This is a genomic window from Acinetobacter sp. CIP 102637, assembly GCF_000368425.1.
Classification (GTDB): Bacteria; Pseudomonadota; Gammaproteobacteria; order Pseudomonadales; family Moraxellaceae; genus Acinetobacter; species Acinetobacter parvus.
This window is the reverse complement of sequence record NZ_KB849435.1, coordinates 1,136,495-1,151,493: the sequence shown is the minus strand read 5'-3', so window position 1 is coordinate 1,151,493 and position 14,999 is coordinate 1,136,495. Positions and strand designations below refer to the sequence as shown.

At 42.8% G+C, this 14,999-nt stretch carries 14 protein-coding genes and 1 pseudogene; 11 read left to right on the top strand and 4 right to left on the bottom strand.

Annotated elements, in window-relative coordinates; translation table 11 throughout:
* The first annotated feature begins 3 nt into the window (after positions 1 to 3).
* The 6 genes from F967_RS08530 (at position 4) to F967_RS08505 (ending at position 5,146) form a co-directional block, all read left to right on the top strand.
* On the top strand, positions 4 to 582 hold the full coding sequence (locus F967_RS08530; protein ID WP_004799330.1) for a TerD family protein: 579 nt from the start codon (positions 4 to 6) through the stop codon (positions 580 to 582).
* Between the two features lie 59 nt (positions 583 to 641).
* Positions 642 to 1,718 carry a DUF475 domain-containing protein gene (locus F967_RS08525; protein WP_004679771.1) on the top strand — a complete coding sequence of 359 codons (1,077 nt, stop codon included), beginning with the start codon at positions 642 to 644 and terminating at the stop codon, positions 1,716 to 1,718.
* Between the two features lie 73 nt (positions 1,719 to 1,791).
* Positions 1,792 to 2,367 carry a TerD family protein gene (locus tag F967_RS08520; protein ID WP_004757812.1) on the top strand — a complete coding sequence of 192 codons (576 nt, stop codon included), beginning with the start codon at positions 1,792 to 1,794 and terminating at the stop codon, positions 2,365 to 2,367.
* An 87-nt stretch (positions 2,368 to 2,454) separates the two neighbouring features.
* A complete protein-coding gene (locus F967_RS08515; protein WP_004757814.1) occupies positions 2,455 to 3,777 on the top strand; it encodes a VWA domain-containing protein in 1,323 nt (440 codons plus the stop codon).
* A gap of 12 nt (positions 3,778 to 3,789) precedes the next feature.
* Positions 3,790 to 4,506: a TIGR00266 family protein gene (locus F967_RS08510; RefSeq protein ID WP_004757815.1), complete on the top strand. Its 717-nt coding sequence runs from the start codon at positions 3,790 to 3,792 to the stop codon at positions 4,504 to 4,506.
* Positions 4,507 to 4,564: 58 nt separating this feature from the next.
* Positions 4,565 to 5,146 (top strand): TerD family protein, encoded by a 582-nt coding sequence (locus tag F967_RS08505; RefSeq protein ID WP_004757817.1) that lies wholly within the window; start codon positions 4,565 to 4,567, stop codon positions 5,144 to 5,146.
* Between the two features lie 60 nt (positions 5,147 to 5,206).
* Here F967_RS08505 and F967_RS13860 read toward each other — a convergent pair.
* Both F967_RS13860 and F967_RS08500 read right to left on the bottom strand, forming a co-directional pair.
* A pseudogene (locus F967_RS13860) lies at positions 5,207 to 5,302 on the bottom strand (acyl-CoA thioesterase); the annotation flags it as partial.
* Positions 5,299 to 6,459: an iron-containing alcohol dehydrogenase gene (locus F967_RS08500; RefSeq protein WP_034431110.1), complete on the bottom strand. Its 1,161-nt coding sequence runs from the start codon at positions 6,457 to 6,459 to the stop codon at positions 5,299 to 5,301. The gene F967_RS08500 and the pseudogene F967_RS13860, both read right to left, overlap by 4 nt.
* Before the next feature lie 181 nt (positions 6,460 to 6,640).
* On the opposite strand from F967_RS08500, the gene F967_RS08495 reads away from it, so the two are divergent.
* From F967_RS08495 to F967_RS08480, 4 genes are read left to right on the top strand one after another with little or no spacing between them, the layout of a single operon-like run.
* Complete coding sequence (locus F967_RS08495) at positions 6,641 to 7,156, top strand: low molecular weight protein-tyrosine-phosphatase (protein WP_004682396.1); 516 nt, start codon at positions 6,641 to 6,643, stop codon at positions 7,154 to 7,156.
* An 11-nt stretch (positions 7,157 to 7,167) separates the two neighbouring features.
* Positions 7,168 to 8,202, top strand: coding sequence for a UDP-N-acetylmuramate dehydrogenase (murB, locus tag F967_RS08490; RefSeq protein ID WP_004682395.1), 1,035 nt, complete (start codon positions 7,168 to 7,170; stop codon positions 8,200 to 8,202).
* An 8-nt stretch (positions 8,203 to 8,210) separates the two neighbouring features.
* Positions 8,211 to 9,341: a YdcF family protein gene (locus F967_RS08485; RefSeq protein ID WP_004777229.1), complete on the top strand. Its 1,131-nt coding sequence runs from the start codon at positions 8,211 to 8,213 to the stop codon at positions 9,339 to 9,341.
* Positions 9,341 to 10,369 carry an alpha/beta hydrolase gene (locus tag F967_RS08480; protein ID WP_004799324.1) on the top strand — a complete coding sequence of 343 codons (1,029 nt, stop codon included), beginning with the start codon at positions 9,341 to 9,343 and terminating at the stop codon, positions 10,367 to 10,369. The genes F967_RS08485 and F967_RS08480 overlap by 1 nt, the downstream gene beginning before the upstream one ends.
* A 27-nt stretch (positions 10,370 to 10,396) precedes the next feature.
* Here the strand turns inward: F967_RS08480 and F967_RS08475 are convergent, their stop codons facing one another.
* Positions 10,397 to 12,067, bottom strand: a complete 1,671-nt coding sequence (locus tag F967_RS08475; RefSeq protein ID WP_004799322.1) for an FMN-binding glutamate synthase family protein — start codon at positions 12,065 to 12,067, stop codon at positions 10,397 to 10,399.
* Positions 12,068 to 12,246: 179 nt separating this feature from the next.
* Between F967_RS08475 and F967_RS08470 the strand changes: the two genes are divergently transcribed.
* The gene (locus tag F967_RS08470; protein WP_212749256.1) at positions 12,247 to 13,431 is read left to right on the top strand and encodes an MFS transporter; all 1,185 of its coding nucleotides are present in this window, start codon (positions 12,247 to 12,249) and stop codon (positions 13,429 to 13,431) included.
* Here the strand turns inward: F967_RS08470 and F967_RS08465 are convergent.
* The gene (locus F967_RS08465; RefSeq protein ID WP_004799319.1) at positions 13,422 to 14,912 is read right to left on the bottom strand and encodes an amidase; all 1,491 of its coding nucleotides are present in this window, start codon (positions 14,910 to 14,912) and stop codon (positions 13,422 to 13,424) included. The genes F967_RS08470 and F967_RS08465 overlap by 10 nt on opposite strands.
* Between the last annotated feature and the right edge of the window lie 87 nt (positions 14,913 to 14,999).

Here is a 14,999-nt window from a genome sequence, read left to right as displayed (position 1 = left end):
AATATGGCAATTAGCTTAAATAAAGGGGGAAATCTTTCCCTAAGTAAAACAGATCCAACTTTGGTCCGTATTTTAATTGGTCTGGGCTGGGATGAGCGTGCAACAGATGGTGCTTCATTTGACTTGGATGCTAGTGCATTCTTATTGACAGCATCAGGTCGAGTTCGCGGTGACCATGACTTTATTTTTTATAACCAATTGAAATCGCAGGATGGCTCGGTTGAGCATACGGGTGACAACCGTTCAGGTCAGGGCGATGGTGATGATGAGTCTTTAGTGGTTGATTTATCTAAAGTTTCTCCTGAAATTGAAAAGATTGCCATTACGGTCACCATTCATGATGCCCAAAGTCGTGGACAGAATTTTGGACAAATTGCCAACGCTTTTATCCGTGTCGTCAATCAGGATTCAGGCATAGAAATTGTTCGTTTTGATTTGGCTGAGGATTATTCAACCGAAACCGCCATGGTATTTGGTGAGGTCTATCGTCATAATGGCGAATGGAAATTTAGAGCAGTCGGTCAGGGCTATGCGGGCGGACTTGCTGCAATGTGTCAACAATATGGTATTCAAGTTGGCTAAAACCGATATCTCAAAGCAGACAAGATGTATGTTTTGAGATTTTTTTTGAAAGGGTAACAATGAAACATTTTCGTTTCTCAATTATTTTTACCGTGATTTGTCTGGCGTTATCTGCATGGTGGGGCTTCAGTCATGGACCAGAGGCAGGGGTGCAGGCAATGCTTCGGGTATTGCTGATCACTACGATTTTGGCTGTGATGGAAGTGTCGCTATCTTTTGATAATGCTGTGGTCAACGCATCAATATTGCGTCACTGGGATGAATTCTGGAAAAAAATCTTTTTAACTGTCGGGATTCTCATTGCCGTTTTTGGTATGCGCCTGATTTTCCCAATTGTAATTGTGGCCATAACCGCAGATATGGGAATGGTCGAAGTTGTCCAGATGGCACTCAACGATCCAGTTCAGTATTCTGAAAAGTTATTGGCCCACCATGCGGAAATTGCTGCCTTTGGGGGCATGTTCCTGCTTTTGGTTTTCCTCAACTTCCTGTTTGATGATGGTAAGGACACGCATTGGTTTCATTGGCTGGAATCACGTTTAGCAAATTTAGCGAATGTTCCCGCCATGTCAGTTTTCGTTGCAATGATCGCCCTTCTCATTATGGTGGGTTTTGTTGCGCCAGAGACGAAATTGGTGGTGGCGATTGCAGGCATCTGGGGTATTGTGGTTTATGTAGGTGTTCAGGCACTTGGGCATTTACTTGAAAGCAGCCAGTCAGAAGAGGCAGAGGAACCACAGGAAAGCGTAACTAAAGGTGCATCAAGTACGGTTGTCAAGGCTGGTATTGGTGGTTTCCTTTATCTGGAAGTGCTGGATGCCTCATTCAGTTTTGATGGTGTGATTGGTGCTTTTGCAATTACAACTGATGTTGTTGTGATTATGCTTGGTCTTGCGATTGGTGCAATGTTTGTACGTTCCATGACCATTTATCTGGTGGAAAAAGGCACATTGGAAGCCTTTATTTATCTGGAGCATGGTGCAATGTATGCAATTGGAATGCTGGCAGCAATTATGCTATACACAGGTACAGGTGGGCATGTGCCAGAAGTGGTAACAGGCCTGATTGGAGTGGCGTTCATTATATGGGCAGTTCTCTCATCAATTGCCTATGAAAAAAGACAGACACAATCTTGATAAAATCCTGGGATATAACAAAACTGTTATATCCATAAAATATAATTTAGCAATGAGATAAGGAGAATAACTCATGGCAATTAGCTTAACCAAAGGTGGCAATGTTAGCTTGACTAAAGAAGCGCCAGGAATCACTAAAACAACAGTCGGTTTAGGCTGGAACCCTCGCGTGACAGATGGTCAGGCTTTTGACCTTGATGCGATTGCATTCCTTGTTGGAGAAAATGGTAAGGTACGTGCAGATACTGACTTTATTTTCTTCAATAATTTGACTTCATCTGACGGTTCAGTAAAACACAATGGTGACAACCGCACAGGTGAAGGCGATGGCGATGATGAAACTTTAAGCGTTGATTTAAGCAAAGTTCCTGCTGATGTGAGCAAGGTGATTTTTGCAGTGACGATTTATGATGGTCAGACACGCAACCAAAACTTTGGTCAGGTTGGTAATGCTTATATCCGTGTGATCAATGACGCAGGCGGTAGCGAAATTGCACGTTATGACTTATCGGAAGATAGCAGCACTGAGACAGCAATGATCTTTGGTGAGCTTTATAAAAATGGCAGCGAATGGAAATTCCGTGCCATTGGTCAGGGTTTTGCAGGTGGTTTAGGGCCTTTAGCAGCCTCTTATGGCGTAGCAGTTTAAGTCGGCAAACCTGCTTGGGAAAAATAGTGTTTAGGCACTATTTTTCCTTACCTGAAAAAATAATGATAAAATAGGCTATTAAAAGAAATGCTGAATTTAATTCGTGGACAAAAAATAAAATTAAATGATTTATTGCAGGGCCAAAACGCTTTTTATATTCAGATTCAATATCAAGCCAGCTTTATACTTGACCTTGCCAGTTTTGGTCTGGATGCTCAATATAAATTGAGTGATGAGCGTTATATGACGTTTTATAACCAGCCTAAAACACCGTGTCAGGCGGTACAGTTACTCGATAATCAGCTACAACAGAGTCGTTTCTTGGTCAATCTTGATCAGTTGCCAAACACCATTCAATATCTTGTCTTAACTGCTGCAATTGAAGGGCAGGCAGTAATGTCACAGTTGCAACATGCTACGATTCAAATTTTAAATTTACAATTACAGCCGATTGCTGAATTGAAATTAGACGGGCAGCTCTTTGCTCAGGAACGGGCTACGATGTTGGTTGAAATTTACCGTAAAGATAATATTTGGCGTTTGGCTGCAATTGGGCAAGGATTCAATGCAGGTTTGGCTGCATTGATTCAACATTTTGGCGGTCAAGTGGCGGAAGAAAATAGTACGCCACTTGCTGCACCATCACCACAGCCAACTGTAGCACCAACGGCTGTCACTTCCCAGTTGGACTTAAAGAAAAAACTTTCGCTGGAAAAAGCTGAAAAAACAGGCAATGCCTCAATTATTGATCTGACTAAAAAGTCTCTGGTTCAATTAGAAAAGAAAAACTTATTGGGTTTGACAGCACGAGTGGCATTGGTACTCGATGCCTCGGGTTCGATGGACGGACAATACCGCCGTGGTGACGTGCAAAAAGTGGTGAATCGTCTCATGCCACTGGCAATTCATTTTGATGATGATGGTTGTTTTGAATGTTGGGCATTTGCACAAAAAACCACACAACTGGATAATGTCACCCTAAACAATGTCAATGACTTTATCAACACCACACAAAGGGGCTGGAAAAATTGGCACGTTGGGGCGCGCTACAATGAGGAAATTCCTGCGATTGAGGCCGTCATTGCGTATTTCCAAAAAATGAAAGACCAGATCCCAACCTATGTGCTCTTTATTTCAGATGGTGGTGTGGGCAGCCGCCGACAAATGCAAAAATTATTAACGAAAGCAGCCGAACTGCCGATTTTTTGGCAATTTGTTGGCATCGGTGGTCGAGATTATGGCGCATTGGAAAAACTGGACGAAATGTCAGGGCGTATTGTCGATAACTGCAATTTCTTCAGCCTTGACCGAATTGAAAGTGTTTCTGACGAGCGTTTATATGAATTGTTATTGGAAGAATTTCCCGATTGGCTTAAAGTAGCTCAGCAAAAAAATATTGTTCAGAACTGAAGGAATAGAGAAATGGCACAATTTAGTCTGGTTGGTTCACCTGAACCATTTTTACATGTGGCAATGCGTCGTGGTGATAAAATTTACTGTGAAAGTAATGCGATGGTCATGATGGAAGCTCCTTTAGAACTGAAAGGACGTTTACAAGGTGGCTTAATGCAGTCATTATTGCGCCGTTTTGCCAATGAGGAATCATTATTTCAACAGCATATTGAAGCAGTGCGTGGTGATGGTGATTGTCTGCTTTCTGCTGCACTGGATGGTGATATGCAGATTCTTGATGTTGGCGCAACACAATATATTTTAAGTGATGGGGCATTTGTAGCAGCACATGATTCCGTAGAAATCAAGGCACGTTTAAACAGCAGTATTGGCGGTGCTTTTTTTGGAAATACAGGCGGATTTCTGGTCATGGAAACCAGTGGGCAGGGACAGGTGGTAGTTGCGGGTTGCGGTACATTGTTTGAACTGGAAGTGGAACCAAATAAAGAGGTTGTGATTGATAATGGTCATGTGGTGTGCTGGGACTCACGCTTAAACTATAACTTATCTGTTTCAACCTCACAAAGTAGTGGTTTGTTGGGAAACCTGATGAATAGCGTCATGAGTGGCGAGGGTATGGTGTTACGTTTTTCAGGTAAGGGTAAAGTCATTATCTGTTCACGTAATCGTCAGAACTTTCTGGCATGGTTACAAAGTAAGTTAGGTCCATCACGTTCAGGTCAGTAATTTTTTATAATGAATGATAAATCATTGAAAACGTTTATTTCACAAAGAGGAGAAAACAATGGCGATTAATCTGGAAAAAGGTCAGAAAATTAATCTTGAAAAAGCGGATGGAAGCAGCTTACAACAAATTTTTCTGGGTGTAGGCTGGGATGTTGCCAAAAGCAAGGGTTTATTTGGCTTTGGTGGCAGCAGTGGAGATATTGATTTAGACGCGTCCGTCATTCTGTTTGATGAAAATAAACAGGTTGTAGATGTGGTTTATTTTGGGCAATTACGCAGTAAAGATGGCAGTATTGTACACTCAGGTGATAACCTGACTGGTGCAGGCGATGGTGATGATGAAGTGATTCGGGTGAATTTGAATCAAGTTCCAAGTCATGTCAAGTCATTAGCATTTACTGTAAGTAGCTTCCGTGGGCAGACTTTTGAAAAAGTGGAAAACGCATTCTGCCGTTTGGTTGATCAAAGCAGTAATCAGGTGATCGCAAGTTATAAACTATCTTCACAAGGCGCACATACTGGTCTGATTATTGCCAAAATTTACCGCCATAATGGCGCATGGAAAATGCATGCTATTGGTGAAAATGTGAATGGACGTACCTTTCAGGAAATTGTTCCTCATGTGTTACCGTACGTTTAATAATTAAGCAACCCACTTTTCCGAGTCATAATCTGGAAAAGTGGGTTTGATTTATGCCATATTGACATGGCCGTAAATGTCATTATCCGCCCATCGGGTCTGAATTGGAAAAAAGAATTTAAACTGTTCGCGTGTTTTTAAATTGGGTTTACTCATGCATAAATCGCCTGATAAATTTGTAAAGCATCTTGTTCGGTCATTTCTCTTGGATTGTTCTGCAACAGTCGGGTTTGCAGCATGGCATCCTTTGCCAATTGCGGTAATTTTGCCTCGGCAATATCCAATTCCTTGAGTTTCAGGGTAAGACCACTTTGATCCAGATGGTTTTGCATGTGGTCAATAAATAAATCACACAGGCCATCGGTACAGCCTGTACTGCGAGGGTCTAATAGCTGCATTAAATCTGCATAGTGTTGTTTTGCTTTTGGTGCATTGAATTTTAGCACTTCAACCAACACCAGTGCATTGCTATGCCCATGTGACAGATGGAAATGCCCACCGAGTGGATAGGCCAAGGCATGAACCGCACCCACAGGCGCATTGGCAAAAGCCTGACCTGCCAACATTGAACCGACCAGCATATTTTGCCGTGCTTCCAGATCAGCGCCATTTTTTAACACCTTGGCAAGGTTATGGTTAAGCAGTTGCAAGGCATTTTTCGCCAGCATATCGGCATAAAAATTCTTCTTGATATTGGAGGTATAGGCCTCAATCGCATGTACCATCGCATCAATAGCTGTCGCGGCAGTAATATATGCAGGTAAACCCTGGGTGAACGTTGCATCTAGGATGGCAACATCGGCATAAAGGATAGGAGAGACCACACCCATCTTGGTGGTTGCACCAGTGGTGACAATCGAAATTGGCGTGACTTCTGAACCCGTTCCAGCCGTTGTTGGAATCAGAATAAGCGGTAAGCGGGGAGCCTTGGCCTGATTAACCCCATAAATCTCACTGAGGTTTTGTTTTTGTTCAGGATGAGCAAGTAGGGCAATGATTTTGGCTACATCCATGGAACTACCGCCGCCAAAACCGATGATGACATCAATTTTTTCCTGTTTGGCGAAATCAACCGCTTCTAAAACAATATGTTCAGGTGGGTCGGCCTGAATATCAGAATAAATGATAGTCTCAAGACTGAGCTGATCCAGAATGTCTAGAATGGGTAAATGAAGCTGGTGCTGAATCATGCCTGCATCAGTGACCAGAAGCACTTTTTTATAATCATGTTGTGACAAGATGGTTTTAAGTTCTTGTATTGAGCCTAAACCCGCAATAATGTTGGGAACGGTCTGGAACTGAAACTGGTTCATACATACATCCTTATTTCTATCTTTTGATAAATCATTGTCCATACCTGACCTATGTCGCAATCCTAGAAAAAATGCCAACAAATTCTAATAAATACAACATTTTTATATAAGGCAACTATAGGTTTCAGTGCACAAATAAATTACCATAAGATGCTCTAAAAAGTGTAGTTTTGAGGTGATTATGCCATCCCCAACGCCCTATAAGGTGTTATGTGTCTGTTTAGGAAATATATGCCGTTCACCCACAGCGGAAGCAATTCTCAGACATTATTGTGATGTGCATGGTTTAAATGTATGGGTCGATTCGGCAGGGACCAGCAATTATCACCCAAACAAGGCACCTGATGCGCGAAGCCAAAAACATGCGCTACAGCGTGGTTATGATTTATCGGGCTTACGTGCCAGACAAATTCGTCTTGAAGATTTTATTGAATTTGACCTGATTCTTGCAATGGACTATGAGAATTTTGATGATATTCAGTCACTTCTGTCGAAAGCGCTACGCCAGTTTGGTGCTGAACAGATTCGTGCCAAAATTGCATTGATGAGTGAGCATGATCCTCATTTTAACCAGCAGGCGGTTCCTGATCCTTACTATGGTGAGGCAGATGGTTTTGATCGGGTTCTGGATCAATGCGAATCAAGCAGTCAGGCATGGATCAACATTCTTAAAAAGCAAATGCAGGCAGGGCAATAGGATTTTTCAACATGCATGTACAACAGCAGGTTCAACTCAAAAGTTTAAACACGCTCAATTTAAATGCCACTGTTTCGCATTATGCCCAGATCAATCATCCTGATGATGTGGTTAAGGCATTGGCATTTGCTGAACAGCAGCAGCTTAATGTCATGATTTTATCGGGTGGAAGCAACCTGTTATTACCACAGCATATTCAGGCATTGGCAATTCATTTAAATATTCAGGGCATTGAAGTTGTTGCTCAGGATGACCAAACCATTACAGTTAAAGTAGGTGCGGGGCAGGTCTGGCATGATTTTGTTTTATACAGCACCCAGCAGAACTGGTTCGGTCTGCAAAATCTGGCCCTAATCCCAGGTTTGGTTGGAGCATCACCTGTACAGAATATTGGTGCCTATGGTGTTGAGGTGTGCGAGTTTATTGAGTCGATACAGGTGTATGACCGTGAACTGAAATGCTTTGACTCCATTTTAGCTCAGGATTGTCATTTTGCTTACCGTCATAGTATTTTTAAAGACTTTCCTGATCGTTACATCATCATTAGTGTAACCTTTAAGCTGTTAAAACATGCCAGTTTAAAACTGAGTTATGGTGATTTAAAGCAGGCGGTTGGAGATGAACAAACGGCTGAGAACCTGCAAAATCAGGTGATACAGATTCGTCAAAGTAAATTGCCTGATCCCAGAGCGTTTCCGAATGTGGGCAGTTTCTTTAAAAATCCCGTTCTAACTCAGGCTGAATTTGAAAAACTTTCTCAACACTTTCCCAACATTCCGCATTATCCCCAAGCCAACGACAATGTTAAGGTGGCGGCTGGATGGTTAATTGATCAGGCGGGCTGGAAAGGTAAACAATTAGGCTGTGTCGGCATGTTTCATAAACAGGCACTGGTTTTAGTCAATTATGCCGATGCAACGCTGGAAGATGTGAAAAATACCTATACTGCTGTACAAAATGATGTAAAACAAAAGTTTAGTATTCAGCTTGAACCTGAACCTGTGTTATATAGTGAGCAAGGTTTGATTCAACCCCATACTGTATAAGGAGTGATATGGCACAAGTACACTGGATGGTTAGTTTAGTGCGGATAGTCACCATACTATTTGTGCTATTCGGCTGCTTTGTGCTTTTTTTATATTCTCCATTTTACTCACAGCTTGTGGTGAAAGGGTTAAATTATTTTGTACCTGTTGATGTCAATGAGGTGGCCGCTGAAAGCCAGAAAGCAGCGGCTTTAAGTGAGCATGAGAATCTGGAACCTGGTTCCAACTTATGGATTGCGCGTCAGGCCTATTTAAAGTTGATGGAAAAAACCTTTGAGTCAGAAAAGCCTGAAGATTTAAGGTTGATACAGGCACGCTATAAATTGCTGCAACAAACCATTATTGATGAACAGGAAAAGGAAGAGCAAAAAGAGAAGAAAAACAACATTCCATTGCTAAACCAAAAAGCCGAGCAGGATCAGGACAGTTCAGCCGTTGTGATCAGTTCTCCAACGGATTTCTTACAAGGAAATACACCTGATAATCAGGCGCTCATGGGCAAGTATCTGGCATTTTTAGAAACCTATCCTGTTGCATTGCCTGTAAATGAGGACGAAAAGGACGAGACCAATAAAGACCTGGTTGAACTTAAAAAGAATAAAGATGATGGTTTTGAGCCTAAAAATACCTCACAGCCTTATGCGATTGTGGTGCTCGGTGGAGGGTTGACCCTTGCTGAAAATGGTAAAGATATTGTGGTGAACAACTACACACGCTTACGTCTGGAAAAGACCTTGAGTGTGGAAAAAAAGTATAACTTGCCAATTGTGTTAAGTGGTGTGGAAGCACCGTATATGCAGGCATGGTTAAAAGAGCGTGGTATTGAGGCCAAGCTACTTGAGAATAGAAGCATGAATACCTGTGAGAATTCCAGATTCAGTTCTTTGCTTCTGCAAAAGAAAGGTGGAGCACCGACGGTGATCCTGATTACTGATGAATATCATATGCCACGGACACGCCGTTTATTTGCCTTGAATGGTATAGAAACCGTTCCTGTGTTTGCACCCATGCCAACCAGCTTGACCCGTTGGCGCCCTAGCCAACAAAATTATGACCATAGTCGCCGTGCCAATTATGAAATGCTGGCTACGGTTCGTGATATGTTATTTGGCTCTAGTGATTGTCGGGAGATACCATAATGTCCAATATTCCTTTTTTAAATCCGACAATACTCAAACAACTGGATTTACCTGTTCCGAATCGTGAAACCACACCACAGGTTTTGGAACCACTGGATTTATCAACCACAACTGAACCCTCTAAACCTTTACAGGCCTATCGCAAGCTTTATGGCTTACACTTGCTTGATTGTGAGCATTGGCAGGGTTATGTGGAAATGCCGTTGTTCCGTTTGCATGTACAGGTATTTCAGCCAAGACAACAAAAGATTCAGGGGACAGTCTGCCTGCTGCATGGCTATTTGGAACACAGTGGAATCTATCAGCCGATTATCCAGGAAATCCTGGATCAGGGATTTAGTGTGATTACCTATGATCTTCCTGGGCACGGACTAAGTAATGGTTCACCTGCCAGTATCCAGAATTTTGATCATTACCAACAGGTTTTACATGCAGTATATGAAGCGGTTCGTGGGGCCAAACAGTTGCCTAGACCGTGGTTGGGCATTGGCCAAAGTACAGGTGGTGCAATCTGGATGCATCATTTACTGGAATTTGCAGAACGCCGTGAAGATCCAATTGTTGATCGGGTTCTGTTGCTGTCACCACTGATTCGTCCCGCTAAAACCGCCTGGTGGCACAACTCAGTTGGTTTGGGTATTATTCGGCGCATTAAAACCCAAGTGCCACGACATTTTCGCCGTAATAACCATAACCCAGAATTTTTGCGTTTTGTACGCTTAAAAGACCCATTACAACCGCGTATGATGGGTATGGACTGGATTCTGGCTATGTCAAAATGGATGCTGGAAATGGAACAGCGTCCAGCCTGTCGTATTCCTGTGTGGTTAGCGCAAGGTGCACTCGATCAAACAGTCGATTGGCGCTATAACATTGAATATATTCGCCGTAAATTTAGGTTGCAGACTTTATTGATGCTGGAAGAAGGATCACATCAATTGATCAATGAACGTGCTGATATACGTGCTGCACTGACAGGTTTGATTCCTGCTTTTTTACATGCGAAGCCAAATCACCACTATTATTAGTGGTGATTTGTTATTTAAATTCTTCTGTTAAAAACGATTTGCATCCGCCAGTTTCCACATCCGATAATAAAAGTTTTCATCATCATCCAAATTATTTTGCAGTAATTCATTCTCTTTGAGGAAAAAATGAATCTGGGCATAATTTTTAATTTCACGATCATTCAAACGCTGCGCCAAATGATGCGCCTTAATATCTGAAGGATGACGTAAACCCGCGGCGGCGATCATTTCAGAAAGCGCATGCAGTGTATTTTTATGAAAATTAAAAACACGTTCCGCCTTGCTGGGTACATCAATGGCTTTTTGTCGGTCTTTATCCTGTGTGGCAACTCCAACAGGGCATTGATTGGTATGGCAACTTTGTGCCTGAATACAACCTACAGCGAACATAAATCCCCGTGCGGAATTGACCCAATCCGCGCCAAGTGCAAATGTACTGGCAATGTCAAACGCGCTGATAATCTTTCCACTGGCGCCGATCTTGACCTGACCGCGTAATCCTGCACCCACCAAAGTGTTATGGACAAAACGTAAACCCTCCCGTAAGGGAGTGCCAATGTAGTCACTAAATTCAATGGGTGCAGCGCCCGTTCCACCTTCAGAACCATCCACCACCACAAAGTCAGGAATGATCCCAGTTGCGAGCATAGCCTTGACGATACTCATAAATTGCCAGGGCTGCCCAATACACAGTTTAAAGCCAACAGGTTTGCCACCAGACAGGTCCCTCAGTTTTTGAATGAAATGCATCATTTCAATGGGAGTGTTAAAGCTTGGGTGACGAGAGGGAGAAATACAGTCGTGGTCTCTGGAAATGCCACGGATACGGGCAATCTCCTCAGAGATTTTATGTTTGGGTAAAATGCCACCATGACCTGGTTTGGCGCCCTGTGAAAGCTTAAGCTCGATCATTTTAATTTTTGGATTTTGCGCCTGTAGGGTAAATTTCTCAGGATCAAATAATCCCTCAGGTGTACGACAACCAAAATAACCACTGGCAATTTGCCAGACAATGCCGCCGCCATTTTCCAGATGGTAAGGGCTTAAACTACCTTCACCCGTATCGTGGTAAAAGTTGCCCAGTTGGGCACCCTTGTTTAAAGCCCGAATCGCATTGGCACTTAGGCTGCCAAAACTCATGGCCGAGATATTCATGATTGAGGCGCTATAAGGCTGGCTGCATTGCGCATTGCCAATCAGAACACGAAAAGTGGATGGATCGGCAGGTGGGCAGGGTGCCATCGAATGCATAATAAAACGATAGTTGGGTTGATAGACATCAATGATGGAACCAAAGGGCTTGTCTGCATTTTCATTTTTCGCACGCTGATAAACCAAGCTGCGTTGCATTCTGGAAAAGGGCAATGCATCCTGATCGGCTTCAATAAAATACTGGCGAATTTCGGGGCGCACATCCTCAAAAATAAAACGGAAATGTCCCAGAATTGGATAGTTTCTTAAAATCGCATGCTTTTTCTGGAGCAGGTCATATAAACCAACCACACTGAGCAGGCTGGTCACAAGCCAAAGCCCATTCAATAAAGTGTCGGAAATAAAATAATAAATACTATGTGGCGTATAAATGGTCTTGAACCAGCTAATAGTCAGCGTGATCAGGATACAAAGGAACCAAACCGAATGTCTTGAAAAGAAAGTATTGAGTAGTTTATGTCTTATAGCTTGTGCAGGGCTAGCCATAGGCAGGAGATTCCTATAATTAAGCAATCCACAAACCATGCCAAGAACAGTCTCTAACCACAAGTAATGAATTGTTAGACTTGAGAATTATTCTCTTAAATCAGCTAAAATTCAGTTCAACCTATCTGAATAAATTTTCCGATTTTTTTCAATATACATTTGTTGATAAGGCCCTTAAATTGTTGCAATCCCTGAATATCCAGACCCGCTTGGGTGGTTTCTACCTGTTCTACTATTCCATAGTGGGAACGTTTATGCCTTATTGGAACCTTTATCTGCAAGATCAGGGTTTTAATTATGAGCAAATTGGAATTTTATCTTCGATTGCAATTATTACCCGTTTTTTTGCACCCTTGATCTGGGGCTGGATTGCAGATAAATCAGGCAAGCGGATGCTACTGGTACGAATCGCAACATGGATGGAAGCCTGTATCTGGTTTGCAATTTTTATTATTCCGAATAGCTTTCAATCGATTGCCTTATTGATGCTGGTTTTCAGCTTTTTTCAGAATGCGATTCTGGCACAGTTTGAGGGGGTGACTTTATTCTGGCTGGGTGAAAAGCGGGCTGAGTTATATGGCAAGGTTCGGAAATGGGGTTCAGTCGGCTTTATTGTTGGGGTATTTGCCATAGGCGCGTTATTGGAAATCATTCCAATTTCAATGTTACCTATTCTATTGTTATCAGTCTCATTTTTGGCCTTTTTATGGTCATTTAGTATTAAAGAGCCTGAACATGCGCCAAGCTCGCAAAAGAAGCTGGAACCTTTATTGCCAATTTTAAAAAAACCAATGGTGGCTGCCTTTTTTGGTATTGAGTTTATTTTACTGTTTTCACAGGCACCTTTTTATAGCTTCTATAGCAATTTCCTGAAAGAAATCGGTTTTAGTACCATGCAGATTGGAACTTTATGGGCGACAGGTGTGATTGCTGAGATTGTGATGTTTGCAGTGGCGCAGAAAGTCTTTTTTATCCGCTTTTCCTGGAGAACATTGGTTGCTGCCTGTTTGATCTTGACCAGTTTACGCTGGTTGTTGGTGGGTATGTTAAATACGCATTTTATTGGGCAGCTTTTAGCACAATGCCTGCATGCATTTAGTTTTGGGCTTTTTCACCTGATTGCAATGAAAGTCATCTTCCAGAATTTCTCTGCTGAACAGCAAGGACGTGGGCAGGCACTTTACAGTACCATGTGGGGGCTTGGTGTGGCATCGGGAAGTTTATTGGCAGGGCATTACTGGCAAATTCTATCAGGTGCCACCATTTTTTTATGTGCCAGTGTGGTCGTTCTTCTAGGCTTGATTTTGGTGGTCTGGCTGCCGAATCAAATTGAAACGACAGCGTCTAAGTTAAATCAAAGCTGAATATTTTTATATTGTGGCATCCACGGTTGTGCCTGCTCAAGCTGTGCAGCGAGTTGAAGTAAACGATCTTCACGCCCAAATGGTGCAATAAACTGACTGCCTAAAGGCAAGCCATTTTTATTCCAGTATAAAGGCACAGACATGGCTGGTAAGCCTGTGACATTCGCCAATTGGGTAAAAGGCACCCAGCTTAAGTTCTCTTGCACCATTTTTTCGACCAGTTTACCTTGTGCAAGATAATGGGCTTTTCCAACTTTTAAGAAGCCTTTTAGGATAGGCTTTTGCCAGCTAGGCATTGCAACTTCACCATTTTGGGGTGCAACTGATGCGGTGGTTGGGGTTAGGTAAAGATCATATTGTTCAAAGAAGATATTCATTTGGGTACTATACATTCCCCAATTCTCCAGGGTGTGAATATAATCTGTTGCTGTGGTTTTCGCGCCAAAGGCTGCCAGGGCATTGGAGTCAAGCTCAAAATCCTCATAGGTCGCACCTGACATGTGTTTAATTTGTGCCTGCATGTAGGAAAACTGGCTAAACCATGTGGTGATAAAGTCTTTAGCCAGTTCGAGCCCATTTATTTGCGGACGGTCTTCAACCACGATATGTCCAAGTGACTCTAGAAGTTTGGCTGTTTGCTGAACCGCTTGAATCGCATCTTTGGAAACTTTGGTGCCAATCGGTGACTGGGTATTAAATGCGATTGTTAATTTTTTCGGCATTTGCTGGATAACGTCCAGATATTTCTGGGTTGGGGATTGAATGATAAAAAGTGAGGCTTGTTCTGGACCTTGAACCGCATCCAGCATGGCGGCACTGTCCCGAACGGTTTTACAGAGTACATGTTGCATGGCCGCACCATGCATGGCCTCACTAAACTGTGGTCCCCACGGTGTACGTCCTCGACTCGGTTTAAGTCCAAACAGTCCACAATAGGAGGCAGGGATACGGATTGAGCCGCCGCCATCACCCGCTCCAGCAACAGGAACCAGACCGCCAGCCACTGCTGAGGCAGATCCACCCGAAGAGCCACCACTATTATGCTTTAAGTTCCACGGGTTATGACATGCACCCCAGGCATCAGGCTCAGTAATGCCCTTGATGCCAAACTCAGGTGTATTGGTACGGCCAAAAGTCACAATTCCTGCTTTTTCCCAGCGATTGACAATTTCTGCATTAAAGTCAGGTGTGTAATTGATTCTTTTCAGTGCATTGCTGCCATAGGATGTGGGTACACCTTGATATTCCTGAAACAGGTCCTTGACCAAAAAGGGAACACCTGCAAATGTGCCCGTAAGGGGTTGCTGGGCACGCTGTTTAGCCTGTTCATACATCGGGATAATGATGGCATTCAGTTTTGGATTGGCTTTGTGGGTATGTTCCAATGCCACCTGTAACAGTTCAGATGGGTGAACTTCCTTGTCCTTGACCAATTTGGCCAAACCGAGTCCGTCATATTGAATGTATTCAGAAAATTTCATGGCTTTTATCCCTAAAGCTAAACCGTTAATAAAATGGAAAATTTTAACTGTGATTCTGGATAAGAATACCTGAAAAAAATGCACAAC

Bases quoted from the DNA above. Each gene is read 5' to 3' on its own strand.
- F967_RS08530 (WP_004799330.1), top strand. From the start codon at position 4: ATGGCAATTAGCTTAAATAAAGGGGGAAATCTTTCCCTAAGTAAAACA.
- F967_RS08525 (WP_004679771.1), top strand. From the start codon at position 642: ATGAAACATTTTCGTTTCTCAATTATTTTTACCGTGATTTGTCTGGCG.
- F967_RS08520 (WP_004757812.1), top strand. From the start codon at position 1,792: ATGGCAATTAGCTTAACCAAAGGTGGCAATGTTAGCTTGACTAAAGAA.
- F967_RS08515 (WP_004757814.1), top strand. From the start codon at position 2,455: ATGCTGAATTTAATTCGTGGACAAAAAATAAAATTAAATGATTTATTG.
- F967_RS08510 (WP_004757815.1), top strand. From the start codon at position 3,790: ATGGCACAATTTAGTCTGGTTGGTTCACCTGAACCATTTTTACATGTG.
- F967_RS08505 (WP_004757817.1), top strand. From the start codon at position 4,565: ATGGCGATTAATCTGGAAAAAGGTCAGAAAATTAATCTTGAAAAAGCG.
- F967_RS08500 (WP_034431110.1), bottom strand. From the start codon at position 6,459: ATGAACCAGTTTCAGTTCCAGACCGTTCCCAACATTATTGCGGGTTTA.
- F967_RS08495 (WP_004682396.1), top strand. From the start codon at position 6,641: ATGCCATCCCCAACGCCCTATAAGGTGTTATGTGTCTGTTTAGGAAAT.
- murB (WP_004682395.1), top strand. From the start codon at position 7,168: ATGCATGTACAACAGCAGGTTCAACTCAAAAGTTTAAACACGCTCAAT.
- F967_RS08485 (WP_004777229.1), top strand. From the start codon at position 8,211: ATGGCACAAGTACACTGGATGGTTAGTTTAGTGCGGATAGTCACCATA.
- F967_RS08480 (WP_004799324.1), top strand. From the start codon at position 9,341: ATGTCCAATATTCCTTTTTTAAATCCGACAATACTCAAACAACTGGAT.
- F967_RS08475 (WP_004799322.1), bottom strand. From the start codon at position 12,067: ATGGCTAGCCCTGCACAAGCTATAAGACATAAACTACTCAATACTTTC.
- F967_RS08465 (WP_004799319.1), bottom strand. From the start codon at position 14,912: ATGAAATTTTCTGAATACATTCAATATGACGGACTCGGTTTGGCCAAA.